The 18019-nt window shown below is 74.3% G+C and carries 10 protein-coding genes and 1 pseudogene; 2 read left to right on the plus strand and 9 right to left on the minus strand.

Going from position 1 to position 18019, the window contains the following annotated elements; translation table 11 throughout:
- Window positions 1–313 precede the first annotated feature (313 nt).
- Window positions 314–910, plus strand: a complete 597-nt coding sequence (locus EV374_RS30220; protein ID WP_165947942.1) for a response regulator transcription factor — start codon at window positions 314–316, stop codon at window positions 908–910.
- 15 nt (window positions 911–925) lie between these two features.
- On the opposite strand, the gene EV374_RS30225 is transcribed toward EV374_RS30220, so the two are convergent.
- The 9 genes and pseudogenes from EV374_RS30225 to EV374_RS30265 form a co-directional block, all read right to left on the minus strand.
- Window positions 926–1135, minus strand: a complete 210-nt coding sequence (locus EV374_RS30225) for a helix-turn-helix domain-containing protein (protein ID WP_132240569.1) — start codon at window positions 1133–1135, stop codon at window positions 926–928.
- Window positions 1136–1198: 63 nt separating this feature from the next.
- Window positions 1199–4366: a non-ribosomal peptide synthetase gene (locus tag EV374_RS30230; protein ID WP_132240570.1), complete on the minus strand. Its 3168-nt coding sequence runs from the start codon at window positions 4364–4366 to the stop codon at window positions 1199–1201.
- The gene (sbnB, locus tag EV374_RS30235) at window positions 4356–5357 is read right to left on the minus strand and encodes a 2,3-diaminopropionate biosynthesis protein SbnB (RefSeq protein WP_132240571.1); all 1002 of its coding nucleotides are present in this window, start codon (window positions 5355–5357) and stop codon (window positions 4356–4358) included. The genes EV374_RS30230 and sbnB overlap by 11 nt, the downstream gene beginning before the upstream one ends.
- Window positions 5351–6367, minus strand: coding sequence for a 2,3-diaminopropionate biosynthesis protein SbnA (sbnA, locus tag EV374_RS30240; protein WP_132240572.1), 1017 nt, complete (start codon window positions 6365–6367; stop codon window positions 5351–5353). The genes sbnB and sbnA overlap by 7 nt, the downstream gene beginning before the upstream one ends.
- Window positions 6354–6809, minus strand: a complete 456-nt coding sequence (panD, locus tag EV374_RS30245) for an aspartate 1-decarboxylase (RefSeq protein ID WP_132240573.1) — start codon at window positions 6807–6809, stop codon at window positions 6354–6356. Before panD ends, sbnA begins: the two co-directional genes overlap by 14 nt.
- A gap of 2 nt (window positions 6810–6811) precedes the next feature.
- A complete protein-coding gene (locus EV374_RS30250) occupies window positions 6812–8089 on the minus strand; it encodes an MFS transporter (protein ID WP_132240574.1) in 1278 nt (425 codons plus the stop codon).
- Between the two features lie 46 nt (window positions 8090–8135).
- Complete coding sequence (locus EV374_RS30255; protein WP_132240575.1) at window positions 8136–14603, minus strand: non-ribosomal peptide synthetase; 6468 nt, start codon at window positions 14601–14603, stop codon at window positions 8136–8138.
- Window positions 14604–14683: 80 nt separating this feature from the next.
- Window positions 14684–16483 (minus strand): annotated as a pseudogene (locus EV374_RS30260) (non-ribosomal peptide synthetase); the annotation flags it as partial.
- Between the two features lie 20 nt (window positions 16484–16503).
- On the minus strand, window positions 16504–16722 hold the full coding sequence (locus EV374_RS30265; RefSeq protein ID WP_091630286.1) for an MbtH family protein: 219 nt from the start codon (window positions 16720–16722) through the stop codon (window positions 16504–16506).
- Window positions 16723–16940: 218 nt separating this feature from the next.
- Here EV374_RS30265 and EV374_RS30270 point away from each other — a divergent pair, with 218 nt between their 5' ends.
- The gene (locus tag EV374_RS30270) at window positions 16941–17945 is read left to right on the plus strand and encodes a TauD/TfdA family dioxygenase (RefSeq protein WP_132240577.1); all 1005 of its coding nucleotides are present in this window, start codon (window positions 16941–16943) and stop codon (window positions 17943–17945) included.
- Window positions 17946–18019 lie beyond the last annotated feature (74 nt).

Raw genomic sequence — 18019 nt, forward strand, 5'->3', positions numbered from 1 at the left:
CGGCGAGGCGCCGATCTTCGAGTTGGCCGACTTCGGTGTGGTGGGCGACCTGTTCAAGATCGTTCCGCAGGCCGCCGACGAGATCCGCAAGCGCACGTGACACGGCAGTGTCGATGATGCCTACGACGGATCCCTCCCACCCGCTCGTCATGAGGCATCGGGAAAGAACCTGATCGCGGCGTAGCGCGCGACCGGGTGCGGAAGCTGTACGGGGATGCCGAGAATATGGGGGCCGTTCCCCGTACCGGTCGCCGCAGGCGCGGTGACATTCTCGTTGCCGTCCGTCAGCGACGAGTTTCCTGGAGTGGTGCGCATGGACGAGCAGGTACGGGTGCAGGTCATCGCCGCCGACCCGGCGGTACGGGTCGGTGTCGACGAGATGGTGCGGGTGTGCCCGGAGTTGACCGTGGTGGTCGACCGGCCGGACGTGGTGCTGGTGGTGACCGACGAGGTCGGCGACGCGGTGCTGGTCCTGTTGCGCTCGCTGTCCCGCGCCGGCCGGCGGGTGCTGCTGGTGACCGACACGTTGCGGGAGTCGGACGTGGTCGAGGCCGTGGCGGCGGGTGCCGGCGGGCTGCTGCGCCGTTGCGAGGTCCGCCCGGACCGGCTGCGTCCGGCGATCCGGGCGACGGCCGAGGGCAGCTTCACCGTGCCGTCGGACCTGCTGGGGGACCTGCTGACCCGGGCCGACGAGCGGGCGCCGCAACGGCCGGCGGCCCGGCAGCTCACCACGCGGGAGCGGGCGGTGCTGCTCATGCTCGCCGACGGGCACGAGACCGAGGAGATCGCCCGCTCGCTGGCCTACTCGGTCCGCACCGTGACCGGAATCGTGCACACGATCACCCACCGGTGGCAGGTGCGCAACAGGGCGCACGCCGTGGCGTGCGCCCTGCGCGAGGGGCTCATCTGAGCCGGACGCGCCGGGTCAGATCAGCCCCTGCCGGATGGCGTACGCGGTCGCGTGGACCCGGTTGGAGACCTGCAACCGGGCCATGAGGTCGTAGATCATGTTCTTCACGCTGTGTGGTGAGCAGCGCAGTTCCCGCGCGATCCCCGCGTTGTCGTACCCCTCGGCGACGAGTTCGAGCACCCGGAGCTGCTGGGCGGTGAGTACGGGCTTCGACGCGTTCCTCATGATCGTCTCCTGGGCCGTGTGGTGGTGACTACCGACCCAGGCTAGGAACGGCTCGTCGCTCGCTCATCGGGCCGCCGCACCCAGATTGCCGGCCGCCGCCCCCGCATTTTCCGCACCGGCGCCCACGACCCACTGCCGGGCCAACCGCCCGACCGGCTCCTCGGGACGACGCACCGCCGCGGCGAGGGTCCCGCTGAAGCCGGCGGCGAACGAGGCGGCGCGGTCGGCGGTGAACAGCTCGTCGTGGTACTGGAGGCACCCGCTCAGCCGCGTTCCTTCCCCCCGTACGGTGAGCAGCAGGTCGAAGGGGGAGCCGCCCTGGCCGTGCCGGAACGGCTCGGCGGTCACCCCGGGCAGCCGGAGCCGGCCGGTCAGGTCACCGAGAGTCTGGAAGGCGACCTGGACCAGTGGGTTGCGGCCCAGGTCGCGCTTCGGACGCAGCGCCGTCACCAGCCGGTCGAAGGGGAACCCCTGGTGCCGGTACCCGGCCAGCGCCACGTCACGTACCCGCAGCAGCAGGTCGGTGAAGGCCGCCTCGGGCGGGCAGGGCACCCGCAGAGCGAGGGTGTTGGCGAACATCCCGATCCCGTTCTCGGCCGCCTCCGTGTCGCGGTTCGCGGCGAACGTGCCGACCACCAGGTCTTCGCGGCCGGCGAGCTGCCCGATCAGCGCGGTGAACGCGGTGAGCAGCACCATGAACGGCGTCGAGCCGGTGGCCCGGGCCAGCGTCCGCACCGCGGCGGTGGTCTCCGCCGACAGGCCGAACCGGACGGTGGCCCCGCTCTGCCGCAGCCGCGGCGGTCGGGGCAGGTCGGTCGGAAGGTCCAGGGCGGGCGGCGCGCCGGCGAGGTGCCGACGCCAGTAGTCGAGGTCGGCCGGGTCGGTCGCCGGCAGCGGGGCCGACGGCAGCGGCTCGGCGGCCACCGTGTCGCCCCGGCGGCGCCGCACGTACGCCTGGCAGAGGTCGCGCCACAGCACGTCCATCGACCAGTCGTCGGCGACGATGTGGTGGACGATGGCGGACAGGACGTGCTCCTCGGGGGCCAGCCGCAGCAGGGTGACCCGGAGCAGCGGCCCCTCGGCGAGCGCGAACGGCACGGCGGCGAGCCGTTCGACGGCGGCCCGCGCCTCGGCGAGGTCGGCGACGGTGCGCACCTCGACCGGCACCCGGGCGTCCGGCCCGACCTCCGCGTACGGCACGCCGCGCCGGGACCCGAAGGTGGTCCGCAGGGCCGGGTGCCGGCGCACCGTCTCCGCCAGGGCGGCGCGCAGCGCGTCGACGTCGACCCGTCCGCGCAGGCGGTAGGACTCCGTGATCGTGTAGGTGGTCGATCCCGGATCGAGCTGGTCGGCGAACCAGATCCGGTGCTGGGCGGCGCTGAGCGCCCCGGTGGTTGGCCGGTCGGCGTCGGCGTCCGGTGCGCCCGGCGGCTGGCTCTCCCCGGCTGCGGCACCGGTGCCGGCCGCCGCCCGGCCAGCCCCGACGAGGTCGGCCACGGTGGCGGTGAGCACGTCGGCGGGGGAGAGCGACCGGCCCCACAGGTGGCGCAGGCGGGAGCAGACCCGGGCGGCCGCCAGTGAGTCGCCGCCCAGCTCCACGAAGGTGTCGTGCACCCCGACCGGCCCGGCGCCGAGCACCTCGGCCCAGATGCCGGCGAGCCGGCGCTCGTCGTCGGTACGCGGCTCGACCCGCTCGCCGTCGGCGAGCCGGTGCCCGTCGGGCGCGGGCAGGGCCGCCCGGTCCAGCTTGCCGCTCGGGCCGACCGGCAACGCCGGCACGGCCACGAACGTCGACGGCACCATGTGCCCGGGGAGCCGTTCGGCGAGGTGGGCCCGGAGCACCCGGACGCCGGGGACGGCGCCGGCCACCACGTACCCGACCAGCTGCCCGGCGTGCACGGCGGTGGCGGCGGCCCGCACCCCCGGCACGGTACGCAGCGCCGCGTCGATCTCACCCAGCTCGACCCGGTGGCCCCGGATCTTGACCTGGTGGTCGATCCGGCCCAGGTAGTCCACCGCCCCGTCGGGCAGCCGCCGGGCCAGGTCCCCCGTGCGGTACAGCCGGGAACCGGGCGGGCCGAACGGGTCGGGGACGAACCTCTCGGCCGTCAGCCCGGGCCGGCCCAGGTAGCCCCGGGCGAGCTGCACCCCGGCCAGGCAGAGTTCGCCGACCTCCGCCGCCTCGCCGCGCTCGTCCAGGACGTGGGTGCGGGTGTTCGCCACCGCGTGGCCGATGCTGACCGGCTCACCCGCCCGGCAGCGCGACCCGGTCACCTCCACCGCCGCCTCGGTCGGGCCGTAGAGGTTGAGCAGCTCGCAGCCGATCAGCTCGTCGGCCTCGGTCACCAGGTCACCGGTGAGCTCCTCGCCGCTGCACACGATCCGGCGCAGGGTGGGGAGGCGGGCGCCGGTGTCGCGGACCTCGGCGAGGAACGCCCGCAGCATCGACGGTACGAAGTGGATGGCGGTGATCCCGTACCGGCGGATCGTGTCGATCAGGTAGGCCGGGTCGCGGTGTCCGCCGGGGCGGGCCATCACCAGCCGCGCGCCGGCGGCCAGGGTGCCGAAGATCTCCGGCACCGAGACGTCGAAGCCGTACGGGGTCTTCTGGAGCACCCGGTCGTCGGGGCCCAGCGGATGCGCGTCCAGCCCCCAGCGGACCCGGTTGACGATGGCGCGGTGCGGGATCACCACGCCCTTGGGCCGACCGGTGGATCCGGAGGTGTAGATGACGTACGCCGGATGATCCGCGTCTACGGTGACCCGCGGTGCCCGGGCCGGCCGCCCGGGGGTCTCCCGACCCACCGGCAGGGTGGCGACGCTGCGGCCCGCCTCGGCGAGGGCTGGCAGGCCCGGGTCGGCCACCACGGTGTCCAGCCCGGCGTCGGCCACCAGGAGGGCGATCCGCCGGGCCGGGTGCTCCGGGTCCAGCGGCACGTAGGCGGCTCCGGCGGTGAGGACGCCGAGCAGGGCCACCACCAGGTTGCCGCTCCGGGGCAGGCACACCCCGACCCGGGACTCGGGGCCGACGCCCCGGGCGACCAGCAGGTCGGCGAGCCGGTCGGCCCGCCCGACCAGCTCGGCGTAGCTGAGCTGGTCCCGCTCGGTGACCACCGCCACGGCGTCCGGGGTGCGCGCCGCCTGCCCGTGCACCAGCTCGTGCAGGGCCGGCTGGCCCGGGTAGCTCCGGGCCGTGTCGTTCCAGGGTGCGACGCCTGGCTCAGTCGGCATCCGGGTCCTCCGGCGGGGTGGTCAGGAAGTCCGGCAGCCGGGTGCCGAGGCCGTCGCGTTCCGCGGCCCGCCGCACCAGCTCGGCCACGGCGAGGTCGAGCACGCCCAGGCCGAACGGCGAGTAGACGGTGACCCGTTCCGGGTCGTGCCGCCAGCCGGCCCCGTCCAGGATCTCGCCGATGCCGGCGGCGATGAAGTCGCGGTTGCCGGTCTCCTGCTCCGCCAGGTGCAGCGAGGTGGCCGCCCGGCAGACGTGGTCGGCGTCGTCGACGACGTTGACCGCGGTGCGGACGTCCGCCGGGAAGATGTCCCGCAGCGACAGGTGCAGCACGAGTGCCCCCGGCCGGCAGCGCGCCAGCCCCAGGTGCGGTACGCCCGCCGTCGTGGCCAGGCAGACCAGCGGGTGGGCGCCGAGCGCCTCCTCGACGCCGCCCGCGACGCGCACCTTCAGGTCCCACCGCGCGCAGCGCCGGGCGAACGCGGCGGCCCGCCCGGCGTCCAGGTCGAAGACGGTCACCTCGGTCAGGCCGGGCAGCGCCGCGCGGAGGAACCGCAGCACCTCGAAGTTGATCACGCCGCAGCCGATCAGGGAGACGCCACCGGCCGGCGGGGCGAGGGTACGGGCGGCCAGGGCGGCACTGGCGGCCGTCCGCCGGGCGGAGATCGTGGCGCCCTCGATCAGCGCGACCGGGTGGCCGTCGGTCATCGAGTTCACGACGATCGCGGCGGAGGCGCGGGCCAGCCGGCGGTCGACGTTGCCGGGGAACGACGAGATCCATTTCATGCCGGCGACCGGGGAGACGTCGCCCAGGTACGCGGGCAGTCCGATGATCCGGTTGCGGTCGTCCTCGGGGAAGCGCAGGAACACCGAGTGCGGCAGCACCGTACGCCCTCGTGCGTGCAGCACGTAGGCGCGGCGGACCGCGTCCAGGACGGCGTCCTCCCGGTCGGCCAGGATCTGCCGGACCTCGCCGGCGGACACGATCAGCATGACGGCACGTCCATGGTCCGGTCCCTCCACAGGTGGGTGACGTCGCCGAAGTGCCCGGTCACCCAGTCGTCGTCGTAGATCGTGTTGAGGTAGCGCTCACCCCGGTCGGGAAAGATCAGCGCGCAGGTCGCCCCGGCCGGGATCAGGTCGCGAAACTGCTCCAGGGCGGCCACCACCGCCCCGGACGAGCCACCGGCGAGGATGGCCTCCCGGCGCGCCAGCCGGCGGCAGCCGACCACACAGTCCAGGTCGTCGACGTGCATCACCTTGTCGGCCAGCCCGTCCCGGTAGAGCTTCGGCCGGATCCCCGCGCCGTGGCCGGGGATGAGCCGCTTGCGCGGGGGGTGGTCACCGAAGATCGCGCTGCCCGCGGCGTCCACCGCGACGATGGTCAGCGCCAGCTCGTGCCGGCGCGCGTAGTCGGCACAGCCGCGCAGCGTGCCGCAGGAACTGGTCGCGCAGAACAGGAAGTCCAGCGGGGCGGGCACCCCCTCGACGATCTCCCGCATGGTGGTCTCGTGGGCGCGGGGGTTCAACGGGTTGCCGTACTGGTCCGGCCACCAGGCGTTCGGGATGGTCGCGACCAGCTCCTGGACCCGGCGGATCCGCTGCGGCAGGTACTCGCCCGTGGCCGGGTCGGTGCGGGTCACCACCTCCACCTCGGCGTCGAACGCGCGCATGACCGCGATGTTCTGCGCGTTCGTGCGGGGGTCCACCACGCAGATGAACCGGATGCCGAAGTAGCGGCACACCTGGGCCAGCCCGATGCCGAGATTGCCCGAACTGGACTCGACCACCACCGACCGGCCGGGTTGCAGCTGCCCGGCCCGCAGCCGGTCGATCAGCATGCCCAACGCCGAGCGGTCCTTGATGCTGCCGCCCGGGTTGTGCGCCTCCAGCTTCGCCCACAGGGTGAACGCGGCGTCCGGCATGAGCTTGTCGAGCCGGACCAGTGGGGAGCCGCCGATCGTGGTCAGCACCCCGCCGACGTCGGTCTCATCGGCCCGCATGTTCACTCCCGCTACGGGGATCCGTAGCGGCCCGCAGGGTGTTACCGGGAACGGTCGCAGTGCCGGGGATCGCCTCGGCCGGGTCGTCGGTGGTGCCGAGCATCCGGTTGGCCTCGTCCACCATCACCACCCGGGGCGAGTACCCCTTGGCGTCCGGGTCGGCCATCGCCGCGTAGCTGATGATGATGACCAGGTCGCCGGGGTGGATCAGCCGGGCGGCGGCCCCGTTGATCCCGATGACCCCGCTGCCGCGCCTGCCGGCGATGACGTACGTCTCCAGGCGGGCGCCGTTGTTGATGTCCACCACGTGCACCTGCTCGCCGGCGAGCAGGTCGGCGGCGTCCATCAGATCCTCGTCGATGGTCAGTGAGCCGACGTAGTGCAGGTCGGCCTGGGTGACCACCGCGCGGTGGATCTTCGACTTGAGTATGGTGCGCAACACCTTCAGCTCCTCCTTGAGGGCTCGATCGGCAGAAAGTCCGCTCGACGAATCGAGCGGCTGAGCGTCGCCAGGGCGGCGAGCAGGACCATCCAGACGGCCATCGACCACGCGGCGGGTGCCGCCCCGAGCGACTCCAGCAGGAAGCCGCCGACCAGGGAACCGAGCGCGACCGCGCCGTTGGCCAGCAGGCTGACCGCGCTGAGCACCCGGCCCTGGATGCGGTCGGGGGTGATGGCCATCTGGTACCCGGCGACCGCCACGTTCCAGATCGGCCCCACGAACCACATCAGGGCGTACGCGGCGCCGATCAGGTAGCGGTCGTCGGTGAGGGCGATGACGACGGTCATCAGCGCCCACACCCAGTTCGCGGCGATGACGATCGCGCGCATCGGGAACCGCCCGGCGCACCACGTCGCCACCAGTGAGCCGAGCACCCCGCTGGTGCCGGCCACACCGAGCAGCAGGCCGATGGCGGCCGGGGCCGCCCCGGCGGCCTCGAACGCCACGATGATGATCAGGAACAGGACGCGGAACAGCAGGTTGCTGCCGGCGACCAGCAGGGTGGCCGTGCGCAGGAACGGCTGCCCCCACAACCACCGCAGCCCCTGCGTGAGTTCGGCGGCCAGCTTCCCGGGACGGGTGTCGGGGTCGGTCGCGTCGCCCGGTGCGGCCTGGAAGTCGCGGCGGATGAACAGCAGCGTCACCAGGGAGACCAGGTAGGAGACGGTGTCCAGCACGAACGGCCAGATCCGCCCCAGCCCGAACAGCACGCCGCCGAGCGGGGTGCCGGCCATCACCGCGGCCCGCTCCCGTGCCTCGTTGCGCGACAGCGCCGTGGTCACCTGGCTCGGGTGCACCACGTTCGGGATCGCCGCGCCGGCCGCCAGCTCGTACCCGACCGACAGCGTCCCCTCGACGAAACCGACGGCCAGCACGTGCCACAGGTGCAGCTCGTCGACGGCGATCGCGGTCACGATGCTGCCCACCCCCAGGGCCCGCAGCACGTCGCACCAGATCATCACCCGCTTGCGGTCCCACCGGTCCACCAGCGCTCCGGCCGGCAGCTGGAACAGCAGCGTCGGCACCAGCGCCACGAAACCGGCCAGCCCGGCGGCGCCCGGCGAGCCGGTCAGCGCCAGCACCAGCAGCGGGTACGCCACCAGCGACGCGGTCGAGCCGAGCATGGAGACCGCCGAGCCGCTCCACAGCAGCAGGAAGTCCCGGTTGCGGTGCAGCGGCGGGATCCGCTCCCCGACGACCGGAGCGTCGACCCGGCTCACCGGTCGCCACCGATCCGGCGGCGACCGGCGGGTCCCCCGCGCGCGGTCACCGGGCACCCCGGCGGGCGGCGACGTCGGCCAGTCGGCTCCGCGCGGTCAGCCTGGGGACCGCCGGCCGGTCGTCCAGCTTCGGGTAGCCGGGCAGCGCCCCGACCAGCCGGGCGACGGTCGGGTGGTCGAACAGGGCCCGGACCGGCACGTCGACGCGGAGCAGGTCCCGCAGTCGGACCGCGACCCGGGTGGCGAGCAGCGAATGCCCGCCGACCTGGAAGAAGTTCTCGTGCACGCCCACCTCGCCGGTGCCGAGCACCTCGCCCCACACCTGCGCGACCGTCCGCTCGTCGGCGGTGCGCGGCGCCACCCGCACGGGTTCCCGCCGCCCGCCGGCACCGGGTCGCGGCACCGGCAGGGCGTTGCGGTCGACCTTGCCGGTCGGGGTGAGCGGGAAGGCGTCCAGCGCCACGTAGGCGGCCGGGCACAGGTAGTCCGGCAGCGTACGGAGCAGGAACTCGCGCAGCTGTTCGCCGGTCGGCACCGGGTGCCGCCCCCCGCCGACCAGGTACGCGACCAGCTCCTGCTCCCCGCCGTACCGCTGCGGGTGCACCACGGCGGCCCGGACGTGCTCGTGGGCCAGCAGCGCCGCCTCGACCTCGGCCGGTTCGATCCGGTGCCCCCGGATCTTCACCTGGTGGTCGACGCGGCCGAGGATCTCCAGGTGCCCGTCGGCGTGCCAGCGGGCCAGGTCGCCGGTGCGGTACATGCGCGCGCCCGGCGCCGTGGAGTGGGGGTCGGGAACGAACTTCTCCGCCGTGAGGGCGGGCCGGCCCCGGTAGCCCCAGGCCACCCCGTACCCGCCGATGTGGATCTCACCGGTGACGCCGACCGGTACCGGCTCCAGCCGCTCGTCCAGGATGTGGAGCCCGGCGTTCGGGGCCATGCCGAAGTCGACGGGTCGGCCGTCGGGGGCCAGCCGGGTCGTGGTCGACCAGACCGTGGTCTCGGTCGGCCCGTAGATGTCCCACACGGTGGCCCCGGTCGACGCGAGTCGCACCGCCAGCTCGGTCGGCAGCTTCTCGCCGCCGCAGAGCACGGTCGCACCGGCCGGCGGGGACCAGCCGGAGTCCAGCAGCATCCGGTACGTGACCGGGGTGGCCTGGAGCACCGTCGGCCCGGCGCGGTCGATCAGCTCGGCCATCCGCTGCGGGTCGCGGGTCTGCTCCGCGTCGGCGATCACGACCCGGCCGCCGACCAGCAGCGGCAGGTACAGCTCCAGCACCGAGGGGTCGAACGACACGGTGGTCAGGCCGACCACGGTGGCCCCCGCCGGCAGACCCGGCCGGTGCCGCATGGCGGCGAGGAAGTTGCCCAGCCCCCGGTGGTCGATCATCACCCCCTTCGGGGTGCCGGTCGATCCCGAGGTGTAGATGACGTAGGCCAGGTCGTCGGCGGACGGCCGGTCGGGCAGCCGCCGCTCGGGGCGGGTGGCGATCGCCGCCCGCTCGGCGTCCAGCAGCACCGTCCGGATCCCGGCGGTGTCCAGCCGCCCGGCCAGCGCGGTCTCGGTCACCATCACCTGCGCGCCGGCGTCGGCCAGCATGAACGCGGTCCGCTGCGCCGGGTAGTCGGGGTCCAGCGGCAGGTACGCGCCACCGGCGGTCAGCACCGCGAGGAACGCCACGACCAGGTCCGCGCCGCGGCCCAGGTGCACCCCGACCAGGGTCCCCGGCCCGACGCCCAGCTCCCGCAGGTGGTGGGCGAGGCGGTTGGTCCGGCGGTCCAGCTCGGCGTAGCTGAGCACGTCGGCGCCGAAGACCACCGCGTCCGCGTCCGGGGTGGCCGCCACCTGCCGGGCGACCCACTCGGGCAGCGTCCCGTCCGGGACCGGTCGCGGTCCGCCGGCGCCGAGGTCGAGCAGGGCGCGCCGGTCGGGCTCGGGCAGCCCGCACCGGCGCGGGTCACCCGTCGGGTCGGCGACCATCGCCTCCAGCACCCGCCGGTAGGTCCGGGTGAGCAGGTCCAGGTGGCCGTCGGAGATCCGGTCGGTGCCGGCCTCGATGATCAGCTGACCGGGTTCGCTGGACACCGAGAGGCCGAACTCGTTCGGGGTGGTGTCGGTGATCGCCGACCGGTCGATGCCGTCGAGGTCGAGCACGTGCATGTCGGTGTAGTTGAAGAAGACGTCCACCAGCGGCTTCTGCTCGCCCCACTCGCGTTGCATCGCCGGCAGCGGGTAGTGCCGGTGCGGCCAGAGCGCGACCTCCCCGGCGAAGACCCGGCGGGCCTGTTCGGCCCAGGTCGACGCGGTCAGCTCCACGGCGAACGGCACGGTGTTGAGGAACATCCCCCGCACCTGGTCGCCGTCGGTCAGCTCGGGCCGTCCGTTGCAGACCAGCCCGCTGTGGAAGCGCCGCTGCCCGGTCACGACGCCCAGCACGGCCAGGTGCGCGGTGAACAGCAGGCTCTTCAGCGGTACGTCCGCCGTCCGGGCCAGCTCCCGCAACCCCGGCATCAGGTCGGCGAAGGGCAGCCGCACCGCCCGGTACCGGGCCCCCGCACCCGCCCACGCCGCCGGCACGCTGAGCCGCTCGTGGGTGCGTACCCGCGACGCCCAGAACTCCCGGTCCACCCCGGCGGCCACCGCGCGCCGCTCCAGCGCCACCGCGTCGGCGAACCGGACGGCCGGCACCGGGGCGGGCCGGGGATCCTGCCCGTCCCGGATCCGCCGGTGGTACGCCAGCAGCTCCGGGACCAGCGAGTTCTGGCTCCAGCCGTCCAGGACGGCGTGGCTGTAGCTGACCAGCAGCCGCCACCGGTCCTCGGCCAGCAGGTAGGCGTGCAGCCGCAGCAGCGACGGCGTGCCCAGGTCGAAGCGGTCCCGGCGCTCCTCGGCGACCAGTCGGGCCACCGTGGTCTCCACCTCGGCGGCCGGCAGGTCCCGCAGGTCGGTGTGGCCGACCCGGATCTCCGCGCCCGGGTGGATGAGCTGGAGCGGCTCGCGGTAGGAGGTCAGGTCGATCGAGGCCCGCAGGATCTCGTGCCGGTCGGCGAGCAGCCGGGCGGCGGCGCGCAGGGCGGGCAGCGAGAACGCCTCGCCCTCGACCGGGTAGCAGAGGCTGTTCAGGTACAGCTCGCCGGTCGGGTCGGCGAGCATCTCGTACGCCATGCCGGCCTGCGCCATCGACAGCGGGTACGCGTCGACGACGCCCTCGGGCAGTCGGGCCCGGTCCTCCTCGCCGATGAGCGCGAACCGCTCCACCAGGCGGGTGGCTTCGGCCGGCAGCCCGCCCTCCCGGGCGTCGACGGCCGCGGCGAGCTCGGCGACCGTCCGGTACCGGAAGAGGTCCGTGACGGTGAGGTCGAGCCCCTGGTCGCGGAGGTTCCCGACGACCCGGATGGCGCGGATGCTGTCGCCGCCGATGTCGAAGAACCGGTCGTGGATGCCGATGGGTCCGCCGTTCCCGGCGAGGGCCCGGGCGTAGGCGGCCACGATCAGGTGCTGGGTGGGGGTGGCCGGTGGGGTGTGCCCGCCGCTGCGCGCGGCGTGCGTGCCGGGCGGGGGGAGCGCGTTGCGGTCGATCTTCCCGCTGCTGGTCAGGGGGAGTTCGGTGAGCGTGGTCCAGTGGGTGGGGACCATGTATTCCGGCAGCCGCGCGCGCAGGTGGGCGCGCAGCGTGTCGGGGTCGGCGGGGTGGCCGTCGGCGGCGACGAGGTAGGCGGCGAGTTGCCGGTCGTCGCCGGGGCCGTGCGGGTGCACGACGGCGGCGCGGACGCCGGGGTGGTCGGCGAGGGCGGCCTCGATCTCGCCGAGCTCGATGCGGTTGCCGCGGATCTTCACCTGGTGGTCGAGGCGGCCGAGGTACTCGATCGTGCCGTCCGGGCGCCAGCGGGCCTGGTCGCCGGTGCGGTAGGCGCGTTCCCCGTCGCCGGCGGGGATGAAGCGTGCGGCGGTGAGCGCCGGCCGACGATGGTAGCCGCGGGCCAGCTGCACGCCGGTGAGAAGGAGTTCTCCGGGTACGCCGACGGGGACCGGGTTGCCCCACGGGTCGTGGATGTGGGCGCCGGTGTTGGCGACGGGGCTGCCGATGGTGACGGTCTGCCCGGGGTGGACGCGGGCGGCCGTCACGTCGACGGCGGCCTCGGTGGGTCCGTAGAGGTTGTGCAGCTCGACGTCGAGGTGGGCGTGCACGGCGGCGGCGAGGTCGTCGGGCAGCGCCTCGCCGGAGCAGACGACGCGGCGCAGATCGGGCAGGGCGGTGCGGGTGGCGGCGAGGTGGGCGGTGAAGGCGCGCAGCATCGAGGGGACGAAGTGGACGGTGGTGACCCGTCGCCGGTCGATGGTCTCGGCGAGGTAGGCGGGGTCGCGGTGCCCGTCGGGGCGGGCCATGACGAGGGCGGCGCCGGTGGTCAGGGGCCAGAAGAACTCCCACACGCTGACGTCGAAGGTGTGCGGGGTCTTCTGCAGGATCCGGTCGGTGTGGTCGAGCCGGTAGGTGTCCTGCATCCAGCGGAGCCGGTTGACGATGGCGCGGTGGTCGACGAGGACGCCCTTGGGGCGGCCGGTGGAGCCGGAGGTGTAGATCAGGTACGCGGGGCTGCGGTCGTCGGTGGTGACGCCGGGTCGTCCGGCGGGTTCGTCGGCGAGCGTCGGGTCGTCGAGGTGGACCCGTGGGCCGGGGGACCAGTCGTGCTGGTCCGGGGCGTCGACCAGGGTGACGGGGTCGCCGGCGTCGGCGAGCATCCAGCGCAGCCGCTCGACGGGGTGGCCGGGGTCGAGCGGCAGGTAGGCGGCGCCGGTCTTGAGCACGGCGACGAGGGCCACGGCGAGGGCGACGCGGCGACGCGCGCTGACGGCGACGATCCGTTCGGGTCCGGCGCCGAGGGCGATCAGCCGGTGGGCGAGCTGGTTGGCGCGGGCGTCGAGTTGGGCGTACGTCAGCTCCTGGTCGTCGTCGAGCACGGCGACCGCGTCGGGCGTGGTGTCGGCCTGCGCCTCGATGAGCCGGTGCAGCAGGGTGTGGCAAGGGTGCTCGACGGCGGTGTCGTTCCAGGCCGCGAGCTGGGCGGTCTCGGGGTCGGTGAGCATGGGCAGCCGGGTGACCGGGGTGTCCGGGCCGGCGGCGACGGCCGTCAACAGCCGCCGGTAGTGCCCGGCCAGCCGCCGCGCGGTCGCGTCGTCGAACAACGCCGTCGCGTACTCGACGACGGCGGAGAAGGAGCCGTCCGTCTCCTCGGTCACCTGCACGGTCAGGTCGAACTTGGCGGTGTGCCAGAGCGTCGGCACCTGCCGCGCGCGCAGCCCCGCCCCGGCGAAGTCGGCCGCCGTGGCGTTCTGCATCACGAACATGGTCTGGAACAGCGGGTTGCGCGACAGGTCCCGCTCCGGCGACAGCGCGTCCACGATCCGCTCGAACGGCACGTCCTGGTGCGACTGCGCGTCCAGCACCGTCTCCCGGACCCGGGCCAGCACCTCGACGAAGGTCGGCTCGCCGGACAGGTCGGTGCGCAGCACCAGCGTGTTGACGAAGTACCCGATCAGGTCCTGGACCTCGGGGCGGGTACGCCCGGCGACCGGGGTGCCCACCGCGACGTCGGTCTGCCCGGTGTAGCGGGCCAGCAGCACCTGGAACACGGCCAGCAGCACCATGAACGGGGTCGCCCGGTGCCGGCGCCCGATCGAGGCGAGGGCGCGACCGAGGTCGGCCGGCACGGTGAACGGCAGCGTCGCGCCCCGGGGGTCCTGCACGGGCGGGCGGGGCCGGTCGGTCGGCAGCTCCAGCGGCGTGAGGCCGGCCAGCCGGTCGCGCCAGTGGTCGAGCTGCCCGGTCAGGCCGGCCGCCCGGTCGCGCTGCCGCACCGCGAAGTCCGCGTACCGGCTCGGCAGCGGGGCGAGCGGGGACGGCTCGCCGGCGACCAGCGCCGGGTAGAGCGCGCCGAGTTCCCGGGCCAGCACGCCGACCGACCAGCCGTCGAACGCGATGTGGTGGGCGACCAGCACCATGACGTGCTCGTCCTCGGCGAGCCGGACCAGCCGGACCCGCAGCGGCGCGTCCCGACCCAGGTCGAACGGGGTGTTCGCCTCGTTCCGGATCAGCGAGTCCAGCCGCTCCCGCCGCTGCGCCGCGACGCAGCCGGTCAGGTCGACCACCGGCAGCTCGACCGGCTCGGGCGGGCCGACCACCTGGCTCGGCCGGCCGTCCACGACCCGGTAGCGGGTCCGCAGCACCTCGTGCCGCCGGACGACCTCCCGCCAGGCGTCGCGGAGGGCCACCGGGTCCAGCGGGCCGGTCAACCGCCAACTGAACGGCACGACGTACTCCGCGCCGCCGGGCCGGATCTGGTCGAGCAGCCACACCCCCTGCTGCGGGTAGGACAGCGGCAGCGGGCCGGTCAGCCGTTGCGGCGCGCTCGGGGTGGCCGGCGACCGGTCCGGGGCCCGCCCGGCCAGCAGCGCCTCCACCAGCGCCCGACGACGGGCGTCGGTCGAGGTCGGGGACGGGTCCTCGGGAGTCGTCATTCCTTGCCCACCTGCGCCAACATCGTCTCCAATTCGGACTCGGTCATCCCCGCCACCCGTTCCTCGACAGCCCGCTGGAGCACCGTCGCCAGCTCCGCCACGGTCGGTGCCTCGAAGACCGCGCTGACCGGCAGGTCGACCGGGAACCGTTCGTGCAGCAGCGCGACGACCTGGGTGGCCAGCAGGGAGTGACCGCCGAGGTCGAAGAAGTCGTCGTGTGTCCCGCAGCGGTCGACGCCCAGCACCTCGGTCCACACCTCGGCGACCGCCCGTTCGGTGGGGGTACGCGGCGCCACCGCCGGTCCGTCGGTGACCGGGCCGGGCGGGGCGGGCTCCGGCAGCCGCCGGCGGTCGACCTTCCCGCTGCCGGTGAGGGGCAGCTCGTCGAGGGTCACCCAGCTCTGCGGGACCATGTGCTCCGGCACCCGCTCGGCCAGGTACGCGCGAACCGCCCGGTGGTCGGCCGGCTCGGTTCCGGCCGGCAGCAGGTACGCGACGAGCTGCGGGCCGCCGACCGCGCCGTGGTGCACGTCCACCACGGCGGCGCGGACGGCGGGGTGCTGGCCGAGCACCGCCTCGATCTCGCCCAGCTCGATCCGGAAGCCCCTGATCTTCACCTGCTGGTCCCGCCGGCCCAGGTACTCGATGCTGCCGTCCGGCAGGTACCGGGCCCGGTCGCCGGTGCGGTACATGCGCTGTCCGGGCCGGTCGGCGAACGGGTCGGGGACGAAGCAGGCGGCGGTCAGTCCCGGCCGGCCGAGATAGCCCCGGGCGAGCTGGATCCCGGCGAGCACCAGCTCCCCGGGCGCACCGACCGGCACCGGCCGCAGCCCGCCGTCCACGATGTACGTGCGGGTGTTGGCCACCGGCCGGCCGATGGTCACCGCCTCGCCGGGCAGGCAGCGGGTGCTGGTCACCTCGACCGCCGCCTCGGTCGGCCCGTAGAGGTTGACCACCTCGCAGTCGAGCCGGTCGTGCGCCGCGGCCACCAGGTCGGCGGGGAGCGCCTCGCCGCTGCACAGCACCCGCCGGATCGACGGCAGGCTGGTCCGGCCGGCGGGCAGCACGTCCAGGAACGCGCGCAGCATCGACGGCACGAACCGGATCGAGGTGACCCGCCGTTCGGCCACCACCCGGGCCAGGTACGCCGGATCGCGGTGCCCGCCGGGACGGGCCGTCACCAGCGTCGCCCCGGTGGTCAGCGGGGAGAAGAGCTCACACACCGAGACGTCGAAGCCGTACGGCGTCTTCTGGAGCACCACGCCGCCGTCGGCGCCACGGGCGTCCGGCATCCAGCGCACCCGGTTGACGATCGCGCGGTGCTCCACGACCACGCCCTTCGGGCGGCCGGTGGAGCCGGAGGTGTAGATGACGTAGGCGGCGTTGGCCGGACCCACGACCGGCTCCGGAGCGCCGTCCGGCAGCCCCCGGTGGTCGTCGTCGATCCGGATCGGGGCGCCGGTGGCGGCGGCCAGCGGCTCGTGGTCGACGCCCGGGCCCGTGACGACGGTCGTCGCCTTCGAGTCGGTCAGCAGGTAGCGGATCCGGTCAGCCGGCTGGTCCGGTTCCACCGGGAGGTAGGCGCCGCCGGCCTTGAGCACCCCCAGCAGCGCCACCACCAGGTCGACCCCCCGGTGCAGGCACACCCCCACCACCGACTCCGCGCGCACCCCGGCCGCCCGCAGCCGGCGCGCGAGCCGGTCGGCCTCGCGGTCCAGCTCGGCGTAGCGGACGGTCCGCTCGTCGGACACCACGGCGATCGCGTCCGGGGTACGCCGTACCTGCTCCTCGAACAGCTCGTGCAGGCACGGGTCGGTCGGGTACGCGACCTCGGTGTCGTTCCACCCTGTCGGGACCCGGTGCCCGTCGGCCGCGGTCAGCTTCGCCATGGCGGTCACGACTACCGGCCCGCCGCCTGCTCCATGCGCCGGCGCAGGCTGAGCGGGCGCATGTCGGTCCACACCTCGTCGATCCGCTTCAGGCACTCCTCGCGGGTGCCCTCGGTGCCCTCCGCGCGCCACCCCAGCGGCAGCTCCCGATCGCCCAGCCAGATCGAGTACTGCTCCTCGTCGTTCACCACGACCCGGTACGCGCGCTCATCGGTGTTCTCGTCGGACATGCCGGCTCCTCCTCGGGAAAGGGCAGCCGTGTCGTACGACACGACACTGGTCCCACTGCCGGTCACACCCTGCCGGGACGCCGATCGCCGTACGTAGAGAAGAACCGGCAGAAAAACGCGTACGAGCCTTGCCGGGGATTCTCTTTCTGACCCGTGCCTCAGCGGAGAGGCTGAGCCGTGCCGCGTGACCGGCAGCCCAGAGGCCGACAGGAGAAGCGATGAGTACGCCCCGGATGACGGTGCCGCCGCTGCCGCGCGGGTCGGCCGAGAAACCGCTTCCGTTCGTCCTGACCGCCGGTGCACCGGGGGAGCCGATCGGCGGGCGGCTGGCCGCCGACCGGGCCGCGATCCGGGCCCGGCTGCGTGAGCACGGGGCCGTCCTGCTGCGCGGGTTCGACGTCGGCGGGGTGGCCGGCTTCGAGGGGGTGGTCCGTGCGCTCTCCGGTGAGCCGCTGGACTACGCCGAGCGCTCGTCGCCCCGCAGCACCATCCACGGGCGGGTCTACACCTCGACGGACTTCCCGCCGGCCGAGGAGATCTTCCTGCACAACGAGAACTCCTACCAGGCCGACTGGCCCATGGCGCTCTACTTCTACTGCCTGCGTGCGCCGACCACCCTGGGCGCCACCCCGCTCGCCGACACCCGCCTGGTGCGCCAGCGCATCGACCCGGCGGTGTGTGCCGAGTTCGTCGCCCGGGGCTGGCTGGTGGTGCGCAACTTCCACGAGGGCTTCGGCGTGCCCTGGCAGCGGGCGTTCAACACCGACGACCGGGACGAGGTGTCGCGCTACTGCGCCCGCAGCGGCATCGAGGTGGAGTGGACCGGCTCGGGGCTGCGTACCCGCGCCCGCCGCGACGCCGTGCACCGGCACCCCGGCACCGGCGAGCTGCTCTGGTTCAACCACGTGACCTTCTTCCACGTGACCACGCTGGCCGAGGAGGTCTGCGCCGGGCTGCGGGAACTGTTCGACGAGACCGAGCTGCCCACGAACACCTACTACGGCGACGGCGGGCGCATCCCCGACGACGTGGTGGCCCACCTGCGGGACTGCTACCGGGCGGCCCAGCGGCGCTTCGACTGGCAGCGCGACGACGTCCTGGTGGTGGACAACATGCTCGCCGCGCACGCCCGGGAACCGTTCACCGGCGACCGCAGGATCGCCGTGGCGATGGCCGAGCCGTACCGCGCGGCGCTCGCGGCGGCCGGCGCGGCCCCGGGGTGACCGTCGGCGGTGTGCCCGGGACCCTCGCGCACACCGAACCAACTCCCCACGGCATCGCAGCGATGCCCGGCCCG

The organism is Micromonospora sp. CNZ303 (assembly GCF_004345505.1).

What these genes read in the sequence shown, in the direction of transcription:
- EV374_RS30230 (WP_132240570.1), bottom strand. Translation starts at nt 4,366, where the DNA reads ATGCCGACTGAGCCAGGCGTCGCACCCTGGAACGACACGGCCCGGAGC.
- EV374_RS30265 (WP_091630286.1), bottom strand. Translation starts at nt 16,722, where the DNA reads ATGTCCGACGAGAACACCGATGAGCGCGCGTACCGGGTCGTGGTGAAC.
- sbnB (WP_132240571.1), bottom strand. Translation starts at nt 5,357, where the DNA reads ATGCTGATCGTGTCCGCCGGCGAGGTCCGGCAGATCCTGGCCGACCGG.
- EV374_RS30225 (WP_132240569.1), bottom strand. Translation starts at nt 1,135, where the DNA reads ATGAGGAACGCGTCGAAGCCCGTACTCACCGCCCAGCAGCTCCGGGTG.
- EV374_RS30255 (WP_132240575.1), bottom strand. Translation starts at nt 14,603, where the DNA reads ATGACGACTCCCGAGGACCCGTCCCCGACCTCGACCGACGCCCGTCGT.
- EV374_RS30220 (WP_165947942.1), top strand. Translation starts at nt 314, where the DNA reads ATGGACGAGCAGGTACGGGTGCAGGTCATCGCCGCCGACCCGGCGGTA.
- sbnA (WP_132240572.1), bottom strand. Translation starts at nt 6,367, where the DNA reads ATGCGGGCCGATGAGACCGACGTCGGCGGGGTGCTGACCACGATCGGC.
- EV374_RS30270 (WP_132240577.1), top strand. Translation starts at nt 16,941, where the DNA reads ATGAGTACGCCCCGGATGACGGTGCCGCCGCTGCCGCGCGGGTCGGCC.